Source organism: Phycicoccus sp. DTK01 (assembly GCF_017312765.1).
GTDB lineage: Bacteria > Actinomycetota > Actinomycetes > Actinomycetales > Dermatophilaceae > Phycicoccus > Phycicoccus jejuensis.
Genome location: NZ_BOPU01000005.1, coordinates 277,409 through 294,455, shown reverse-complemented (window position 1 = coordinate 294,455; position 17,047 = coordinate 277,409). Strand labels below are relative to the sequence as shown.

Sequence of the window (17,047 nt, the reverse complement as noted above, 5' to 3'; positions counted from 1 at the left end):
CGTTGCGCGCTGATGTACGCTCCTTGCGTGGAGATTCCTTGGAGCAGGAGGTGACTATCTAGTTCTCTCTGTGACGCAGAGAGGGCGCCCCTCATGGCACGCGCCATCAGAACAATCCGTCACATGAGAACGGCGCACAACAGGTCCGATCCTGGCCGCGCCGTTGAAGGCCCTCAATGCTGTTGAGGTCATGTCGAGGGTTGGGCCTCCCGATCTGTGGAGACAATGATTGTCCGTAGCGATCGAGCCACATCAGTTAGTCGCAAAATTCGTCAGGAGAATCCAAGTACGAGTGCAAGGCCAAGCGCTGAGATGATTCATGTAGATCTACCCCTTTTTCCCGCGCGTTCCACTGGGCATTTCGAGCACCTCGATCCGTCCATCTGTCCCCGGACCCCGGTGATCGCCTTCGCGCCCCTAACCTCGTCGATCTAACCGTACGAACGCGAACTGCAACAGGTTCCTGCCCATGAGTCGGTTGCCTTCAAGCCTTATTTCTCCGTCGTCAGGCGTTGAGGACCATGCACCGTGGAACGAACGTTCGGGCTGGTCCAAAGGGTCATGCCCATCCGACGGGCCGCTTCGTGGCGGAGCTCGTCGACGGCGTGGACGTAGCGCTGCGCGGTGGCCATCTCGGTCCAGCCCATGATGGCCATGACGGTGCGGATGTCGACGCCCTGCAACAACAGCAGGGTGGCGGCGGTGTGGCGCGCGTCGTGCAGCCTCACCTCCCGCACGCCGGCGTCGCGGAGCAGCTGCTTCCACTCGCGCTGGTCGGCAGCGGGGTCGACGGGGATCCCCCAGTCGGTGCTGAAGACGAGGTCGAGGGTGTGGTTCCAAACGTTCGCCCGCTCGAGCTTGATGCGGTTCTGCGCCGCTCGATGAGCGCGTAGCTCGGCCACGAGAGGCGCGGGCAGGGCCACGGAGCGGCGTGACGCGCGCGTCTTGGGCTCGACCAGGACAAGGCCGCCGTCGCGGCGCTGTGGGCAGTCGGCGCCGCGCTTGGTGCCGCAGATCGGCTCCTTGCGCGTTCGAGGGCTGCAGCCGTGCATCCACGTGCGCCGTTGGAGCGCCCGCCGCACCCGGAGGATTCCGGCGTCGAGGTCGACATCGTCCCAGAGCAGACCGAGGGCCTCGCCCTGCCGCAGGCCGAGCGACAGGGCCACCGACCATCGTGCGCCGTTGAAGCGACCCTGGGCTGCAGCGAGCACGGCCCGGCACTCCTCGACGTTGAGCGGCTCGATCTCGGTCCTCTCGACGCGGGGAGGGCGCGCCAGCGCCGCCGGGTTGCTGAGGATCCGCTGCCGCCGCACGGCCTCGGCCAGACAGGACCGCAGGGTGCGGTGCACGCCGTGGACCACCTGGGTGGAGCGGCCCCGGTCGAGCAGCTCGCGGTAGAGCCGCTCGAGCGTCTCCGGACGTAGGTCCGTCAGCCGGACGGCCCCGATGAACGGGAGAACGTGGACCCGGAGATGGCTGGTGTACCCGGAGCGCGTCTTCCAGCGGACGGCGAGCGGGAGGATCTCGTCGAGCCAGTGCTCGACCCACTGCTCGACGGTGACGTTGTCGAGCAGCCACGGCTGCTGGCCCGAGTCGCGCGCGTTCTCGAGGTCCCGGATGGCCGCGTCGAGCTCGCGCTTGGTCCGGCGGCTGATGTGCCGCCGGTCGCGCTCGCCGTCGAGACGCCGCCCGACGGTGACCCGCGCGTGCCACCGGCCGTCGGCGCCTCGGTACCTGGTGGTCGCGCTGTCGGTGGGCGACTCGCGCGGCCTACCCCGCATCCGCGTCCCTCAGCGAGGAGATGAAGCGGTCGAGCTCGACCCGTTCGACGCGTACGGAGCGCCCGAGGTGGACGACGCGGAGCCGGTGGCCGGCGATCTGGCGCTCGACGCTGCGGCGCGTCCAGCGCAGCTGCGCCGCGACCTCGTTCAGGTCGAGCAGGAGGGTGGGCTGGGGCTGCGGTGTCATCGTCATACCGCCCAAGGGCCTCGACCGGCGCCCCGGTGGTCGTGTGCGACCTGACGAGTCCTGCTCACGACCTCAGTGTCACCCGACGCGACGGGTGCCTCCCATGGCGATTTTTGGGGCCCATTTTGGGGCCCAGAGCCCTGTCAGGGCCGTTCCAGCCCGTGGACAGAGCAGGGCCCCGGCCGCGTTTCCGCCGGCCGGGGCCCGTTTCACTGTCTCAACACAGTGCGCGCCCGAAGGGATTCGAACCCCTAACCTTCTGATCCGTAGTCAGATGCTCTATCCGTTGAGCTACGGGCGCCCGTCACGCCGAGGCGCAACGAGAGAGCAGACTACCGGACCTCCGGGGCGCATCAGAAATCGGCCCCCTCGGCGCCCGCCGGTGCAAGCCCGAGACCTTGTGAAGAGTTTCACAAGCGCGCCGCCCCGCGGCCTCTCGACCCCCGCGGACGACGGTCCTACGGTGGGGGTGAGGCCCTGAGCGATGGGCCGCCGAGGTTCCTTCCCGACAGCGTCGAGAGCCCGTCGCCCGGTGACCGACCCCACCCGGTAGCGGCGGAAGGACCCCGCGATGACGACCACGACCAGCACCCTCCCCCGGACCACCCATCCCGACCTGCAGTCCTGGGTCGACGAGGTGGCCGCCCTCACGCAACCGGCCGAGGTGGTGTGGTGCGACGGCTCGCGCGAGGAGTGGGACCGCCTCACGACGCAGCTCGTCGACGGCGGCACGTTCGTCCGCCTCGACGAGCGCAAGAAGCCCAACTCCTTCCTCTGCCAGTCGGACCCGACCGACGTCGCACGCGTCGAGGACCGCACCTTCATCGCCTCCGAGCGCGAGGAGGACGCCGGCCCGACGAACAACTGGGTCGCCCCCGCCGAGCTCCGGGCGACGATGACCGAGCTGTACCGCGGCTCGATGCGCGGTCGCACGATGTACGTCATCCCGTTCGTCATGGGCCACCTCGACGCGACCGTGCCGATGTTCGGCGTCGAGATCACCGACTCCGCGTACGTCGTGACGAACATGCGGATCATGGCGCGCATCGGCACCCCCGTGCTGCGCGCGATGGAGGAGCGGCGGGCGCCCTTCGTCAAGGGCCTGCACTCGGTCGGAGCACCGCTCGAGCCCGGGCAGCAGGACGTCCCGTGGCCCTGCAGCACGACGAAGTACATCGCCCACTTCCCCGAAGCCCGCGAGATCTGGTCCTACGGCAGCGGGTACGGCGGCAACGCCCTGCTCGGCAAGAAGTGCTACGCGCTGCGCATCGCCTCGGCGATGGCCCGCGACGAGGGCTGGATGGCCGAGCACATGCTCATCCTCAAGCTCACCTCGCCCGAGGGACGAGTCCACTACGTCGCCGGCGCCTTCCCCAGCCAGTGCGGCAAGACCAACCTCGCGATGATCGAACCGGCGCTCGCCGGCTGGTCCGCCGAGATGGTCGGTGACGACATCGCCTGGATGCGCTTCGGGCCCGACGGCCGGCTCTACGCCGTCAACCCGGAGTTCGGCCTCTTCGGCGTCGCACCCGGGACGGGCATGCACACCAACCCCCAGGCCGTCCGGACCGTCGAGAAGGGCAACTCGATCTTCACCAACGTCGCCCTCACCGACGACGGCGACGTCTGGTGGGAGGGCCTGACCGAGGCGCCGCCCTCGCACCTGACCGACTGGAAGGGCAACGACTGGACGCCCGAGTCCGGCGTGCCGAGCAGCCACCCGAACAGCCGCTTCACGACTCCCGCGAGGCAGACCCCGATGATGGCCGCCGAGTACGACAACCCGGACGGCGTGCCGATCGACGCGATCCTCTTCGGCGGCCGCCGCAAGACCACCGTCCCGCTCGTCTACGAGTCCCGCGACTGGGCCCACGGCGTCTTCGTCGGCGCCACCCTCTCGTCCGAGACGACCGCCGCCGCCACCGGTGCCGTCGGCGTCGTGCGGCGCGACCCGATGGCGATGCTGCCCTTCATCGGCTACCACGCCGGCGACTACATGCAGCACTGGCTCGACATCGGTGCCAAGGCCGACCCGACGAAGCTGCCGAAGATCTTCCAGGTCAACTGGTTCCGCCGCGACGACGAGGACGGCTCGTTCCTCTGGCCGGGGTACGGCGACAACGCCCGCGTGCTCAAGTGGGTCGTCGAGCGCCTCGACGGGACCGCCGACGCGGTGCAGACACCGGTCGGTCTCGTCCCGGCGCCCGGGGCGATCGACACGACGGGGATGGACCCCGCCGCCGCCGCGAAGGTGACCAAGGCCCTGCGCGTCGACCCCGAGGACTGGAAGGCCGAGGTCCCGCTCGTCCACGAGTGGTTCGACACCATCGGCGACCGGCTGCCGGCCGCGCTCGCCGACGAGCTCACCGCCCTCGAGGAGCGCCTCGAGAAGGCCTGAGCCGCAGCACACGACAGGGCCCCGCCGGCATGCGCTCCGGCGGGGCCCTGCCGTGCCGTCAGGTGGAGGGCGAGGTGCCGTTCGCGTCGCCCGGATCGGGGGAGGTCCCGCCCTGCTGGCCCGGCGCGCCGGGCTGCTGACCGGGGAGGCCCGGCAGGCCGCCGCGGTCGCCGTCGCCGTCGCCGAAGCCACGGCCACCGTCGTGGTCGCCATCGCGGTCACCGAACCCGTGCCGGTCGCCGAACCCCTGCCCGCCCTGCTGCTGGCCCGGGCCACCGCCGGGGAAGCGCCCCTGCCCGAACCCGCCGCGCCCGGCGTCGGACTGCGTGATGGCCGCCGTCGCACCGGCCGCCCCGAGGGCGCCGACGACGAGGGCCACGACGAGCGACGCGACGGTCCGGGGACCGGACCACCGCGACGGCGTGCCCCAGCCGGCCCACGGCCGACGCCACGTGAAGCCGTCGCCCGCGGCGGGCGCCGGCGCCGGAGCGGCCGCCGCCGCGGCGGGCACGCCGTACGCCGCGCCCGGTCCCCCGCTCGCCGGGACCGGTCGCGCCGCCTCCGGACCGGGCGCTGCCCAGGCCGGCGCGACGGGCTCGGAGGCACCCGTCGCGGGCGCCATCTCGTGCGTCTCGCCCGCGACCGGCAGTGCGGCGGTCTGGTCGGCCGGGGTGGGCTGTGCGGCAGGGGAACCGGGCGTCACGGGGTCGTGCTCGTCGCGGCGCTCGCTCATCGAGGGTCTCCTTCGTCGGGCGGATGGCTGCGTGCACCCTCACACCCGCGGCTGTCACGAACCTGTGGCGCATCCAGCACCCGGCTGGCAGATTGAAGGGGTGGCACACAGGAAGCGCACAGGTGACGCATCGGGAGGGCCAAGCCGGCCGCCGCAGAGTGGGCGCATGCCGACCCGCCAGCAGCCCGCCCCTGCGCCCGCCCTGACCCGCCTCGACGGCAGCCCGGTGCGCGTCCTCGTCGTCGACGACGAGCAGAACCTCACCGAGCTGCTCTCGATGGCGCTGCGCTACGAGGGCTGGGAGGTCCGCAGCGCCGCGAGCGGCATCCAGGCGGTGCGGGCGGCGAAGGAGTTCGGGCCCGACGCCGTCGTCCTCGACATGATGCTCCCCGACTTCGACGGGATGGAGGTCCTGCGGCGGATGCGCGCCGACGACCCCAACGTCCCCGTCCTCTTCCTCACCGCGAAGGACGCCGTCGAGGACCGCGTCGCCGGCCTGACCGCCGGCGGCGACGACTACGTGACCAAGCCGTTCAGCCTCGAGGAGGTCGTCGCGCGGCTGCGGGCCCTCATGCGGCGCACCGCGATCGCCGCCGCCGACAGCGACTCGGTGCTCGTCGTCGGCGACCTCACGCTCGACGAGGACAGCCACGAGGTGACGCGCGGCGGGGTCGAGGTCCAGCTGACCGCCACCGAGTTCGAGCTGCTGCGCTACCTCATGCGCAACCCCAAGCGCGTCCTGTCCAAGGCGCAGATCCTCGACCGGGTGTGGAACTACGACTTCGGCGGCCAGGCCAACGTCGTCGAGCTCTACATCTCCTACCTGCGCAAGAAGATCGACGTCGGCCGCGCCCCGATGATCCACACCATGCGCGGCGTCGGGTACGTCCTCAAGCCGGCCGAGTGAGCCGATGACACCTGCCCTGCGCCGGCCCGCGGCCCTCGCGCGGCCCTCGCGCTGGACCCTGCGCACGCAGCTGCTCGCGGGCGTCCTCGTCCTGTTCACCCTCGTCATGCTCGCGACGAGCGCGCTGACCGTCGTCGAGACCCGGCGCTACCTCGACGGCCAGCTGAGCCAGGACCTCCAGAGCGCGCTGTTCCGCGCCGGCGACCGGCGCGGCGTGTTCGACGACGACAACGACGGGCGCGGCTTCGGCGACGGCCAGCCACCCGGGGCCCCCGGCAGCGACCGCACCCTCGTCCTCGGGCTGACCGCCTCCGGCGCCGTGGCCACCGACCCGCGCGGCTACCCGCTCAACCAGGTGGTCACCCGCTCCAACACCGACGGCACGCTGAGCGCGGACGAGATCCGCCGCCTCGCGAGCGCCGTCGAGGGCGGCGAGCCCGTGCGCATCTCCCTCGGCAACGACCTCGGCGACTACCTCGTGACCTCGCGCAGCATCGGCGACGGCGGCACCTTCGTCGTCGGCGTCTCGACCCGTCCGGTCGACGAGCTGCTCGGCAAGCTGCTGGCCCTCGTCGTCGGCGGGACCGTCGTCGGGCTCGTCCTCGTCGGCGTGGGCGGCGCGGTGGTGGTGCGCCGCAGCCTCGCCCCGCTGGACCGGGTCGCCGCGACGGCCCGCCGGGTCTCGACCCTCCAGCTCGACTCCGGCGACGTGTCGCTGGCCGTCCGCGTCCCGGAGCGGGACGCCGACCCCCGGACCGAGGTCGGCCAGGTCGGCCTCGCCCTCAACACGATGCTCGACGACGTCGAGCAGGCGCTGCAGTCGAGGCAGGAGAGCGAGATGCGGGTGCGCCGCTTCGTCGCCGACGCCTCGCACGAGCTCCGCACCCCGCTCGCGTCCATCCGCGGCTACGCCGAGCTGACCCGGCGCGAGCGGGAACCGGTGCCCGAGACCGTCACCCACGCCCTCGGCCGGGTCGAGTCCGAGGCCCTGCGGATGCAAGAGCTCGTCGAGGACCTCCTCCTGCTGGCCCGCCTCGACTCCGGTCGCCCCCTCGAGCGCGAGCCGGTGGACCTGTCACTGCTCGCCGTCAACGCGGTGAGCGACGCGCACGCCGCGTCGCCCGACCACAGCTGGGAGCTCGACCTCCCCGAGGAGCCCGTCGAGGTCACCGGCGACGGCGCGCGCCTGCACCAGATCCTCGCGAACCTCCTCGCCAACGCCCGCACCCACACCCCGTCCGGGACGCGGGTGGTCACCAGGCTGCGACCCGAGGCCGACATGGTGCGCATCTCGGTGTCGGACAACGGGCCCGGCATCCCTCGCGACCTGCAGCCCACCGTGTTCGAGCGCTTCGTGCGCGGCGACGACTCGCGCAGCCGTGCACAGGGGTCGACCGGGCTCGGGCTGTCCATCGTCGCCGCGGTCGGGCAGGCCCACGGCGGGCGGGTCGAGGTGACCTCGGAGCCGGGCGCGACGACCTTCTCGGTCCTCCTCCCCGCCTCCTGACCCACCTCCCCACCCGACTTCTTGCCCATCCGCCACCTCGGGAGCGCTCCGACGCGGCCCGGGAGGTGGCGGATGGGCAATCAGTGGGGTCGAGGAGCGGCGGGGGTTGTCAGAGGTCGAGGCGGAAGGCGAGCAGGTCGATGTCGGGCCGCGGCGACCAGTCGCGCTCCGGCCGGCGCCGGAAGCCGAGCCGCCCGTAGAGCCGGTGGGCGGCGAGCATCCACGAGGCGCTCGACAGGACGACGGCCCGGCACCCCTCGGCGCGCGCCCGCTCGACGCACGCCTCGCTGAGGACCCGGCCGACGCCGGCGCCCCGGGCCGAGGGCGACACGGCGAGCATCCGCACCTCGGCCTCGCCCTCCCCGCCGACCTCCGCGAACGGCGTGCCGGGGCGGACGTAGGTGACGGTGCCGACGACCGCACCCCCCTGCTCGGCCACGAGCAGCTCGGCGTCGCGCAGGCGCGCCTCGGCATCGAGCAGCGATGCGGCGTACGGGTGCTCGCGCGTCATGCCGCTGTCGGCGGCGTAGGCGGCGAGGGTCAGCTCGCCGACCGCGGCGAGCTCGTCGGGGCGGGCGGGGCGCACGGTGACGGTCACCTCCCGATCCTCGCACCGGGTCATCCACCGGCGACAGGGCGACCACAGGAACGCCACAGCCCCGGACCGGACCGTGGACGCATGGACACCGCCACCCTGCGCACGGCCTCCGGCCCCGGGACCCCCGACCTCGCGACGCACCCCACCACGACGACCCCGAGGACCGGCCGCCTGGCCCGCACCCTCCGGGGGCCGGCCGAGGACCCCGCGTGGGCCCGGCCGGCACTCGTGGCCCTCCTCGTCGTCACGGCCGCCGCCTACCTCTGGAACCTCACGGCGAGCGGCTGGGCGAACAGCTTCTACTCCGCCGCGGTCCAGGCCGGCAGCGTCTCGTGGAAGGCCTTCCTCTTCGGCAGCTCGGACGCCGGGAGCTCGATCACCGTCGACAAGCCGCCGGCGTCGCTCTGGGTCATGGCCCTCTCGGTGCGCCTGCTCGGCCTCTCCTCGTTCGCGATGCTCCTGCCGCAGGTGCTCATGGGCGTCGGCACCGTCTGGGTCACGCATGCGACCGTGCGCCGGCGCTTCGGCCACGGCGCGGCGCTGCTGGCCGGCGTCGCGCTCGCCCTGACCCCGGTGGCCGTCCTCATGTTCCGGTTCAACAACCCGGACGCCCTCCTGACCCTGCTCATGGCTCTTGCGATCTGGGCGACGCTGCGGGCCGTCGAGGCGGGCTCGTACCGCTGGATCGCCCTCGCCGGTGTCTTCACCGGCCTCGGCTTCCTCACGAAGAGCCTCCAGGTGCTGCTCGTCGTGCCGGCCGTGGCGATCGTCTGGCTCGTCTGCGCGGACACCCCCGTCCGCCGGCGACTCGTCGGCGGCCTGCTGTCGGCGGCGGCGTTCCTCGTGAGCGCCGGCTGGTGGGTGGCCGTCGTCGAGCTCACGCCGGCCTCGATGCGCCCGTACATCGGTGGCAGCCAGACCAACTCCTTCCTCGAGCTGACCTTCGGCTACAACGGCCTCGGACGGCTCGACGGCTCCGAGGTCGGCCGGGTCGGCGGTGGCGGCGGGGGCGCCGGCGGCTTCTCCGACGGCGTCGGCCTCCTCCGGATGTTCGGCTCCGCGGTCGGCGGCCAGATCTCGTGGCTGCTGCCCGCCGCGCTGGTCCTGCTCGTCGCCGGGCTCGCGCTGCGCGGCCGGGCGCCACGCACCGACGGCCGGCGCGCCGCCTACCTCGCGATGGGCCTGTGGCTCGCCGTCACGGCGCTCGTGTTCTCGCTCATGCAGGGGATCTTCCACGAGTACTACACGGTCGCCCTGGCGCCGGCGATCGCCGCGCTCGTCGGGATGGGCGCCGGCGAGGCGTGGGAGCGACGGCACGACGCCCTCGGCGCCCTCACCCTCGCCGCCGGCACCGCGGCCGCGTCGGTCTGGGGCTTCGTCCTCCTCTCCCGCACGACCTCGTACGGCGGGTGGCTGCGCTTCACCGTCCTCGCGCTCGGTCTCGCGGCGACCCTGCTGTTCCTCGTCGTCGGTCGGCTGCACCGCCGGGGCCTCGCCGCCGTGGCCGCCCTCGCGGTCGTCGCCGGGCTCGCCGGGCCCGCGGCGTACTCCGCCTCGACGCTCGCGACCGGGCACAGCGGGTCGATCGTCACGGCCGGACCGGCCGGCAGCCGTGGCGGACCCGGCGGTGGCGGGATGCCGGGGGGCATGCCGCAGGGCGGCCCCGGTGGCGGGCAGGGCGGGACGCCCGGTCAGGCACCCGGCGGCACCACCACCAACCCCAACGGCGGCACCGCGCCCTTCGGCAACGGCACCGCACAGGGCGGCACCACGCAGGGCGGGACGTCCCGAGGCGGCGGGATGGGCGGCCTGCTCGACGCCACCACCCCCGACAGCGCGGTCGTCGAGGCCCTCACCGCCGACGCGTCGAGCTACACGTGGGTCGCGGCCGCCGTCGGGTCGCAGAACGCGGCCGGTCTGCAGCTGGCCACCGAGCTGCCGGTCATGGCCGTCGGCGGGTTCAACGGCTCGGACCCCTCCCCGACCCTCGCGCAGTTCCAGCAGTACGTGGCGGACGGACGCATCCACTGGTTCCTCGCCGGCGGTGGGTTCGGTGGGCAGCAGGGCGGCTCGAGCGCCTCGAGCGAGATCGCGACCTGGGTCTCGCAGCACTTCACCGCGCAGACCATCGGCGGGCAGACGTTCTACGACCTGACCCGGACGACGACGGGCTCGGGGCAGTGACCGTCGTGCGGACCCCTGCGAGCGCCGCCCCGGTGCGCTCGCGGGGGTCGGTACCCCGCGAGCTGCTCGTCTTCGCCGTCATCGGGGTCGCGAGCACCGTCCTGCACCTCGGCGGCTTCGTCGTCCTGCGGACGCTCCTCGGGACGCCCCAGGTGGCCAACGCCGTCGCCCTGCTCGTCGCCGCCGTCGCGAACACCTGGGCCAACCGGCGCTGGACGTTCGGCATCCGCGGCCGCGAGGGGGTCGCACGCCACCAGCTGCAGGGGCTGCTCGTGCTGGCCCTCACGCTCGCGATGACCTCGGGCGGGCTGGCGCTGCTGGCCCACGTCGCGCCGGACGCACCGACGTGGGTCGAGACCGGCGTGGTCGCCGTGACCACCGTCGCCGCGACGGCGGTCAAGTACGCCGCGATGCGCTGGTGGGTCTTCGCGCCGCGCGGGCCTCAGAACTCGGCGACGACGAACCCGCCGACGGAGTCCTCGAACAGCACGGCCCCGGTCCAGTCCGCGTCCTCGTAGGTCCCCGTGCACACGACGACCGTCGACGTGGTGACGGCCGGGGTGTCGGGGCAGCTGAGGTCGTCGATGGTCCAGCCGAAGTCGCTCTCGGCGGCGCCGACCGCCCACTCGAGCCGGTCGCCGCTCAGCGCCGCACCGTCCGGGAGGGCGGTCACCTGACCGCGCACCGACTCCGCCCATCCGCCGCCGTCGTCGACCGCGCCGGCGAAGAACCCGCTGCCGGCGAGGAGCAGCGCCACCACGGAGAGGACCACCGCGACGCCCGACGCGACGGCGGCCCCCACGGCCCACCCGACGGCGGCGCCACCCCCGGTCGAGGCGTGCGCGGGCGCCACGGGCGGCGCCATCGGGTCCGGGCCCGCGAGGTGCGGATGGACCGGCTGCGGGGACGGCGGCTGCGGGAACGGGGCACTCGACACGGCGGCAGTGTGGCAGCCGTCCGCGGGCTCCGTCCCGCGATCCGGCCGACCCCGGGCCGTCCGTCCGATGGGTCGCCGGTCACCGGGCGGGGCGCTTTTGCCCGCAGGTCCCGTGCCGGATACCCTGTGCAAGCGTTGGAGGCGTCGCCTAGTCCGGTCTATGGCGCCGCACTGCTAATGCGGTTTGGGCTAACCGCCCATCGAGGGTTCAAATCCCTCCGCCTCCGCACGAAGAAGTCCCCCGGGGAAGCTTGCGCCCCCGGGGGACTTCGCTGTCTCCCGACGCCCCTCACCCGTCGAGTGAACAGGACGCGCCGCCGGCACCCCGGCGCACACGGCGTGTCCTGTTCACTCGACGGGGTACCGACAGCGGGACGGGCGCGGAGCAGGCGCGGAGCAGGCGCGGAGCAGGAGCATGACGAGGCCCCCGGGAAGGCCCAGTCACTCCCGGGGGCCCCGTGACGGCACCGCCGGCCGGCCGGGCAGGGTCGCCGGCCGGCGGTCGCTCGGGGGATGCCTCAGTGCTGCTCGGCGAGGCTCCACATCGTCCAGAGCTCGGTGCGCATCCGCCGCGGCTGCTGGAGCACGTGGACGACGGCGCCGCCGATGTCGGCCGGCTCCATGAACGGCCCCTGCGACGGGTCGCCGTCGCCGAAGCGTCCGTCGGCCGCGGCGAACGGGGTGTTGACCCCCGCGGGCGCGATGACCGTCGTCCGGATGCCCTCGCCGCGCAGCTCGCGGTCGAGGGCGTAGCCGAGGTTCACCTGGGCGCCCTTGGTCGCGGCGTAGACCGCCTCCTTGCCACCGCCGATGAGCAGGCCCGCGACCGAGGCGAGGACGACGAGGTCGCCACCGTCGCCCTGGGCGCGGAACTGCCGCACCGCGGCCCGCGTGGTCCAGATGGTGCCCTTGAGCGTGACGTCGACCATCAGCTCGACCTCGTCGGCGCTCTGGTCGAGCACCCCGCCGTAGAAGCCGACGGCGGCGTTGGCGACGACCGAGTCGACCCGGCCCCACGCCTCCACCCCGGCGGCGACCAGCCGGTCGGCGGTCCCCTCGTGGCGGACGTCGCCGACGACGGGGACGACGTGGTCCGACCCCAGCTCCTCGACGAGCCGGTCCAGGCCCTCGGGACGCAGGTCCCCGGCGACGACACGGGCCCCGGCCTCGACGGCCAGCCGGACCGTCGCGCCACCGATGCCCCCGCCGGCTCCGGTGACGGCGACGACCGTGCCGGTCAGGTCGCGGCTCGGCGCGGGCATCAGACCACGACCCGACGAGCAGGGGACGACGTTCGGGTCACTTGATGGCTCCCATCGACAGGCCGCGGACGAGCTGCTTCTGGGCGACCCAGCCCGCGACGATGACCGGCAGAGCGGCGATGGTCGCCGCCGCCGAGAGGACCGCGAGGAACTGCCCGCGGCCGTCGACGAACGAGCCGAGGAACGGCGGCGTCGTGCGGGCGGCCGACGAGGTGAGCAGCGTCGCGAGGAAGTACTCGTTCCAGCTGAAGATGAACGTGATGAGCGCGGCCGACGCGACGCCGGGCAGCACGAGCGGCAGCGCGACCCGGAAGATCTCGCGGCCGAGGCCGGCGCCGTCGACGCGGCAGGCCTCGATGATCTCGAACGGCACCTCGAGGAAGAACGAGCGCATCATCCACACCGCCACGGGCAGGTTCACCGCGCCGTAGACGACGGCGAGCATGTAGATGTTGTCGAGCAGCCCGAGCGTCTTGAGGATCATGAACAGCGGCAGCACGACGGCGGCCAGCGGCATGAACCGCGTCGAGATGAAGAACGACAGCGCGTTCTCGACGTTCTTGACCCGGCGGATCGACAGGGCGTAGGCCGCCGGGATGGCGAGGACGACCGCGATGATCGTCGCCGTCACCGCCGCGGTCACCGAGTTGAGCAGGTAGCCCTTCATCCCGCGGTCCATCGCGAGCTGGTAGCCCTCGGTCGACGGCGAGAAGAACAGCTTCGGGTTGACCGACGAGGCGACCGACTCGGGCTTGAAGCCGTTGAGGATCATCCAGAAGACGGGGAAGAAGAACGCGAGCACGAGCACCCACGTGAGCGCGGTGACCAGGGAGCCACGGAGCGAGCGGTTCATCGGCTGCCTCCTGCCATGAAGACCCTGAAGAGGGTGCGCAGCGCCACGGTCGCGACGATGATCGTGAGGATCACCGTGACGACGCCGTAGGCCGCGGCCTGCCCGACGTCCAGGCCGATGAAGGCCCGCTCGTAGAGCAGGTAGGCCAGCGTCTTCGTGCCGCCGGTGCCCTTGGTGAGGATGGCGATGGGGTCGAAGACCTGGAGGATGATGACCGCCCCCAGGAGGACGCCGATCTCGACGTACATCCGCAGGTGGGGCAGCGTGATCCACGTGAAGGTGCGCCACGTGCCGGCGCCGTCGACCTGCGCCGCCTCGAGGATGCCCTTGTCCTGGCCCTGCAGCCCGGCCAGGAGGATGAGCATCATGAACGGGGTGAACTGCCACGTGAGGACGATGACGACCGAGAGCATCGGGTGCTCGGTCGACCACGACACGACGGGCAGGCCCAGCGTGCGGGAGAGCCAGTTGAGGATGCCGATGTTCGTGTCGAACATCGAGTACTTCCAGATGAGCGAGGCCGCCGCCGGCATGACGAGGAACGGCGTGATCATCAGCGTGCGGGCGATGGCCCGGCCGCGGAAGGGCCGGTCGAGGAGGATCGCGAAGATCATCCCGAGGGCCACCGAGAGGATGACCGAGAAGGCCGTGATGAGGACGGTCGCCAGCACCGAGGGCCAGAGGTCCCCCGAGGTCAGCGCCGACGCGTAGTTGGACAGACCCGTGAACCCGCGGTCGTTGGGGTACAGCAGGTTCCAGCGGAGCAGCGAGTAGACGATGGTCACGACGAACGGGACCTGCGTCAGGAGGATCAGGAAGATGACGGCGGGCAGCAGCAGCCCGCGCGCGGTCCGCAGCTCCTTCTTGTTCACCCGCCTGGGTTCGGTGGCGGTCTCGGCCTCCACCGTGTCGAGCTCGGTCACGGTCATCTGGGCACTCCCTTGTGCGAGCGGTCTGGCGGGGATGTGGCGACGGGTGTCGAGGCCGGCCGGGTGGACCGGCCTCGGCACCCGTCGCTCACGGGGTGCTGCGGGTCAGCTCTTGTGCTTGTCGCCGGCGGCCTGGGCGAGCGACTGGCACTTGGCGAGGGCGTCGTCGACCGACGAGCGGCCGGCGAGGTAGTCCGCCACGAGCTGGGCGCACTGGTTGCCGACGTCCTGGAACTCGGGGATCGAGACGTACTGGATGCCGACCCACGGCTGCGGGTTGACGCCCGGCTGCTTCGGGTTGACCGAGCTCATGACGTCGAGCGTGATCGGGGCGTAGGCGGCCGCGGCCTCCTTGTACTCCGGGATCTCGTAGGTCGAGGTGCGCGAGCCCGGGGGCACGTTGGACCAGCCGATCTGCTGACCGACGAGCTTGATGTAGTCCTTGCTCGTCGCCCACTTGACGAACTTCAGCGCGGCGTCCTTCTGCTTGGTCGAGGACGGGATGGCGAGGTTCCAGCTCCAGAGCCAGCCGGACTGCTGGGTCTTCTCGACCGGCATGTGCGCGTAGCCCATCTTGCCCTTGACCGGCGAGTCGTCGGCCTCGAGCATCGACGCGGCGACGGAGGCGTCGGCCCACATCGCGGCCTTGCCCTCCTTGAGCGCGGTGAGGCACTCGTTGAAGCTGTACGACACCGGGTCCTTCTCGCCGGACTCGTCGAGCATCGTCTTGTAGAAGGTGACGGCCTGCTTCCACTCCGGGGTGTCGACCGTCGCGTTCCACTGCTCGTCGTACCAGTTGCCGCCGAAGGTCTGCACGACCGTCGTCAGCGGGGCGAAGAGGTCACCCCAGCCGGGCTTGCCGCGCATGCAGATGCCGGCCATGTCGGCGGAGTTGACCTTCTTGGCCGCGTCCGCGACCTGCTGCCAGGTGGGGGTGTCGCCCAGCGTGACGCCCGCCTTGTCGAGGACCTCCTTGTTGTACATGAGGATGGAGGACTCGCCGTAGAACGGGACCGCGAACAGCTTGCCGTCGTAGGTGTTGACGTCGCGCACCGGCGGGAGCAGGTCGTCGACGTCGTAGGCCGAGTCGGACTGCAGGTCCGGCGTGAGGTCGACGAGCCAGCCGTTGGCGCCCCACTGCGGCGTCTCGTACGCGCCGATGGTGACGATGTCGTACTGGCCGGCGCCGCTCGCGACGTCCGCGGTCACGGCGGCGCGCAGGTCGCCCTCCTCCATGACCTGGAAGTTGACGGTCGTGCCGGGGTTGGCCTTCTCGTACTCGGACTTGAGCTTCTCCATGTCCTTCATCTGGCCGTTGTTCACGGTGGCCACGTTGAGGGTGACGTTCCCGCCCCCGCCGCCACCGGCGGAGCCCGAGTCCGTGGAGACGTTCCCCGACGAGCAGGCGGCCAGGGCGAGGGCCGAAGCCAGCGCACCGGCGCCGAAGGTCAGGGCGCGCTTCGTGGTGAGCATGCCTAACTCCTTTGGTAGGTCTTTCCCCCACCCGTCCCCGGGAGGAGGTCCCCGAGCCCGGGGAGCGTTCCGCGTCGCCTTGCCGCGGTGGAACACCGGCAACGTAGAAGGCGGGCGCGCCGGGCGACAAGGACCATGCGCCTCGTCGTTTCGGTACTATTTTTCCGCGCTCACCCGTGCGGGCGACCGTACGGCTGAGCGGCACCGCTGCACGCGGCACCGTGAGCGGGGTCCTGACGAGGATGTCAACGAGGAGTGGTGACGATTTCGTATCAGTCCACCGGCACGCCCCGGCTCAAGCTCGCGGGTTTCCCCTCCTTGGCCGTCGAGGGCACCGAGCCCGACACCCCCCTGGTGCGCGGCCCCTACCCCGACGCCCCGCGGCGCGAGATCATCCCGCCGCACCCCCAGCACGCCCTGCGCGTGCTCACCCACGACTTCCCGAGCGAGATCTGCGGATGGGGGGCGCACCCCGAGTACGAGATCCACCTCATCACCAAGTCGCACGGGTCGTTCATCGCCGGCGACCACGTCGGGACCTTCTCCCCCGGCCACGTGAGCATCATGGGCCCGAACCTGCCGCACGACTGGGTGAGCGACCTCGAGCCGGGCCAGGTCGCCGTCGACCGCGACGCCGTCGTCCAGTTCTCCGACGACTGGATCCGGCAGTGCATGCGGCTCATCCCGGAGCTCCAGGAGGTCGACGAGGTCCTGCGCCTCTCGACCCGCGGGCTCGTGTTCTCCGGGGCCACGGCGTGGCGCGCGGCCGAGACGATCCTCGAGGTGACGCGCACCCAGGGCGCCGAGCAGATGGCGCACTTCTTCCGCCTGCTCGGGCTCTTCGCGGCCGCTCCCCCGGAGGAGCGCGACGTCGTCGCCAGCGAGTGGCTCGGTCGGCCGACCGACGCCGGCTCGCTCGGCGCGGTCGAGGCCGGGCTCGCGTACATCTTCGAGAACCTCACCGGCGACATCCGGCTCTCGACGGCCGCGCGGATGGCCTACATGTCGGAGCCGACGTTCTCGAAGTACTTCAAGTCGGCGACCGGGATGACCTTCAGCAACATGGTCAAGAAGCTGCGGATCGCCCACGCGCGCAGGCTGATCGACACGACCGAGCACCCGATCGCGCAGGTCGCGGCGATGAGCGGCTACCACAACATGGCGAACTTCAACCGGCAGTTCCTCGCCGAGGTCGGCACCACGCCGACGTCGTACCGCAAGCTCGAGTCGTCGCAGAAGCCGCCGCCCGAGGTCTTCAGCCTCGGCCTGCGGGCGCCTGTCGACCCCTGAGGTCCTGA

General features: G+C 72.1%; 15 protein-coding genes and 2 tRNA genes. 7 read left to right on the top strand and 10 right to left on the bottom strand.

The window, feature by feature from the left end; translation table 11 throughout:
* Window positions 1–491: 491 nt before the first annotated feature.
* The 3 genes from J3473_RS13275 to J3473_RS13265 all read right to left on the bottom strand — a co-directional run bounded on the left by J3473_RS13275 (window position 492) and on the right by J3473_RS13265 (window position 2,269).
* Window positions 492–1,781 carry a site-specific integrase gene (locus J3473_RS13275; RefSeq protein WP_207024111.1) on the bottom strand — a complete coding sequence of 430 codons (1,290 nt, stop codon included), beginning with the start codon at window positions 1,779–1,781 and terminating at the stop codon, window positions 492–494.
* Window positions 1,771–1,968, bottom strand: a complete 198-nt coding sequence (locus J3473_RS13270; RefSeq protein ID WP_207024109.1) for a helix-turn-helix domain-containing protein — start codon at window positions 1,966–1,968, stop codon at window positions 1,771–1,773. Before J3473_RS13270 ends, J3473_RS13275 begins: the two co-directional genes overlap by 11 nt.
* A 228-nt stretch (window positions 1,969–2,196) precedes the next feature.
* Window positions 2,197–2,269, bottom strand: a tRNA-Arg gene (locus J3473_RS13265).
* A gap of 270 nt (window positions 2,270–2,539) precedes the next feature.
* Here J3473_RS13265 and J3473_RS13260 point away from each other — a divergent pair.
* A complete protein-coding gene (locus J3473_RS13260) occupies window positions 2,540–4,366 on the top strand; it encodes a phosphoenolpyruvate carboxykinase (GTP) (RefSeq protein WP_207024107.1) in 1,827 nt (608 codons plus the stop codon).
* Between the two features lie 58 nt (window positions 4,367–4,424).
* Here the strand turns inward: J3473_RS13260 and J3473_RS13255 are convergent, their stop codons facing one another.
* Window positions 4,425–5,099 carry a hypothetical protein gene (locus tag J3473_RS13255; protein ID WP_207024105.1) on the bottom strand — a complete coding sequence of 225 codons (675 nt, stop codon included), beginning with the start codon at window positions 5,097–5,099 and terminating at the stop codon, window positions 4,425–4,427.
* A gap of 166 nt (window positions 5,100–5,265) precedes the next feature.
* Here J3473_RS13255 and J3473_RS13250 point away from each other — a divergent pair, with 166 nt between their 5' ends.
* Both J3473_RS13250 and J3473_RS13245 read left to right on the top strand, forming a co-directional pair.
* Window positions 5,266–6,006, top strand: a complete 741-nt coding sequence (locus tag J3473_RS13250) for a response regulator transcription factor (protein WP_306790186.1) — start codon at window positions 5,266–5,268, stop codon at window positions 6,004–6,006.
* Between the two features lie 4 nt (window positions 6,007–6,010).
* Window positions 6,011–7,513, top strand: a complete 1,503-nt coding sequence (locus J3473_RS13245) for a HAMP domain-containing sensor histidine kinase (protein ID WP_207024103.1) — start codon at window positions 6,011–6,013, stop codon at window positions 7,511–7,513.
* Between the two features lie 109 nt (window positions 7,514–7,622).
* Here the strand turns inward: J3473_RS13245 and J3473_RS13240 are convergent, their stop codons facing one another.
* Entirely contained in the window at window positions 7,623–8,111 is a 489-nt protein-coding gene (locus J3473_RS13240) for a GNAT family N-acetyltransferase (protein WP_368857118.1), read from the bottom strand.
* Between the two features lie 81 nt (window positions 8,112–8,192).
* Here J3473_RS13240 and J3473_RS13235 point away from each other — a divergent pair, with 81 nt between their 5' ends.
* Entirely contained in the window at window positions 8,193–10,295 is a 2,103-nt protein-coding gene (locus J3473_RS13235) for a glycosyltransferase family 39 protein (protein WP_207024099.1), read from the top strand.
* Complete coding sequence (locus J3473_RS13230; RefSeq protein WP_242525857.1) at window positions 10,292–10,813, top strand: GtrA family protein; 522 nt, start codon at window positions 10,292–10,294, stop codon at window positions 10,811–10,813. The genes J3473_RS13235 and J3473_RS13230 overlap by 4 nt, the downstream gene beginning before the upstream one ends.
* Here the strand turns inward: J3473_RS13230 and J3473_RS13225 are convergent.
* Window positions 10,738–11,232, bottom strand: coding sequence for a hypothetical protein (locus J3473_RS13225; protein ID WP_207024097.1), 495 nt, complete (start codon window positions 11,230–11,232; stop codon window positions 10,738–10,740). The genes J3473_RS13230 and J3473_RS13225 overlap by 76 nt on opposite strands.
* 137 nt (window positions 11,233–11,369) lie before the next feature.
* Here J3473_RS13225 and J3473_RS13220 point away from each other — a divergent pair.
* Window positions 11,370–11,459 (top strand) — tRNA-Ser (locus J3473_RS13220).
* A gap of 291 nt (window positions 11,460–11,750) precedes the next feature.
* Here the strand turns inward: J3473_RS13220 and J3473_RS13215 are convergent.
* The 4 genes from J3473_RS13215 to J3473_RS13200 all read right to left on the bottom strand — a co-directional run bounded on the left by J3473_RS13215 (window position 11,751) and on the right by J3473_RS13200 (window position 15,749).
* Window positions 11,751–12,494, bottom strand: a complete 744-nt coding sequence (locus J3473_RS13215) for an SDR family oxidoreductase (RefSeq protein WP_207024095.1) — start codon at window positions 12,492–12,494, stop codon at window positions 11,751–11,753.
* Window positions 12,495–12,531: 37 nt separating this feature from the next.
* Entirely contained in the window at window positions 12,532–13,347 is an 816-nt protein-coding gene (locus J3473_RS13210) for a carbohydrate ABC transporter permease (protein ID WP_030526995.1), read from the bottom strand.
* Window positions 13,344–14,276, bottom strand: a complete 933-nt coding sequence (locus tag J3473_RS13205; protein WP_207024093.1) for a carbohydrate ABC transporter permease — start codon at window positions 14,274–14,276, stop codon at window positions 13,344–13,346. Before J3473_RS13205 ends, J3473_RS13210 begins: the two co-directional genes overlap by 4 nt.
* A 105-nt stretch (window positions 14,277–14,381) precedes the next feature.
* Window positions 14,382–15,749 carry a sugar ABC transporter substrate-binding protein gene (locus J3473_RS13200; RefSeq protein ID WP_207024091.1) on the bottom strand — a complete coding sequence of 456 codons (1,368 nt, stop codon included), beginning with the start codon at window positions 15,747–15,749 and terminating at the stop codon, window positions 14,382–14,384.
* A gap of 258 nt (window positions 15,750–16,007) precedes the next feature.
* On the opposite strand from J3473_RS13200, the gene J3473_RS13195 reads away from it, so the two are divergent.
* Complete coding sequence (locus J3473_RS13195; RefSeq protein ID WP_242525856.1) at window positions 16,008–17,039, top strand: AraC family transcriptional regulator; 1,032 nt, start codon at window positions 16,008–16,010, stop codon at window positions 17,037–17,039.
* Window positions 17,040–17,047: the final 8 nt, after the last annotated feature.

Bases quoted from the DNA above. Each gene is read 5' to 3' on its own strand.
- J3473_RS13275 (WP_207024111.1), bottom strand. From the start codon at position 1,781: ATGCGGGGTAGGCCGCGCGAGTCGCCCACCGACAGCGCGACCACCAGG.
- J3473_RS13270 (WP_207024109.1), bottom strand. From the start codon at position 1,968: ATGACACCGCAGCCCCAGCCCACCCTCCTGCTCGACCTGAACGAGGTC.
- J3473_RS13210 (WP_030526995.1), bottom strand. From the start codon at position 13,347: ATGAACCGCTCGCTCCGTGGCTCCCTGGTCACCGCGCTCACGTGGGTG.
- J3473_RS13250 (WP_306790186.1), top strand. From the start codon at position 5,266: ATGCCGACCCGCCAGCAGCCCGCCCCTGCGCCCGCCCTGACCCGCCTC.
- J3473_RS13245 (WP_207024103.1), top strand. From the start codon at position 6,011: ATGACACCTGCCCTGCGCCGGCCCGCGGCCCTCGCGCGGCCCTCGCGC.
- J3473_RS13260 (WP_207024107.1), top strand. From the start codon at position 2,540: ATGACGACCACGACCAGCACCCTCCCCCGGACCACCCATCCCGACCTG.
- J3473_RS13205 (WP_207024093.1), bottom strand. From the start codon at position 14,276: ATGACCGTGACCGAGCTCGACACGGTGGAGGCCGAGACCGCCACCGAA.
- J3473_RS13200 (WP_207024091.1), bottom strand. From the start codon at position 15,749: ATGCTCACCACGAAGCGCGCCCTGACCTTCGGCGCCGGTGCGCTGGCT.
- J3473_RS13215 (WP_207024095.1), bottom strand. From the start codon at position 12,494: ATGCCCGCGCCGAGCCGCGACCTGACCGGCACGGTCGTCGCCGTCACC.
- J3473_RS13235 (WP_207024099.1), top strand. From the start codon at position 8,193: ATGGACACCGCCACCCTGCGCACGGCCTCCGGCCCCGGGACCCCCGAC.
- J3473_RS13255 (WP_207024105.1), bottom strand. From the start codon at position 5,099: ATGAGCGAGCGCCGCGACGAGCACGACCCCGTGACGCCCGGTTCCCCT.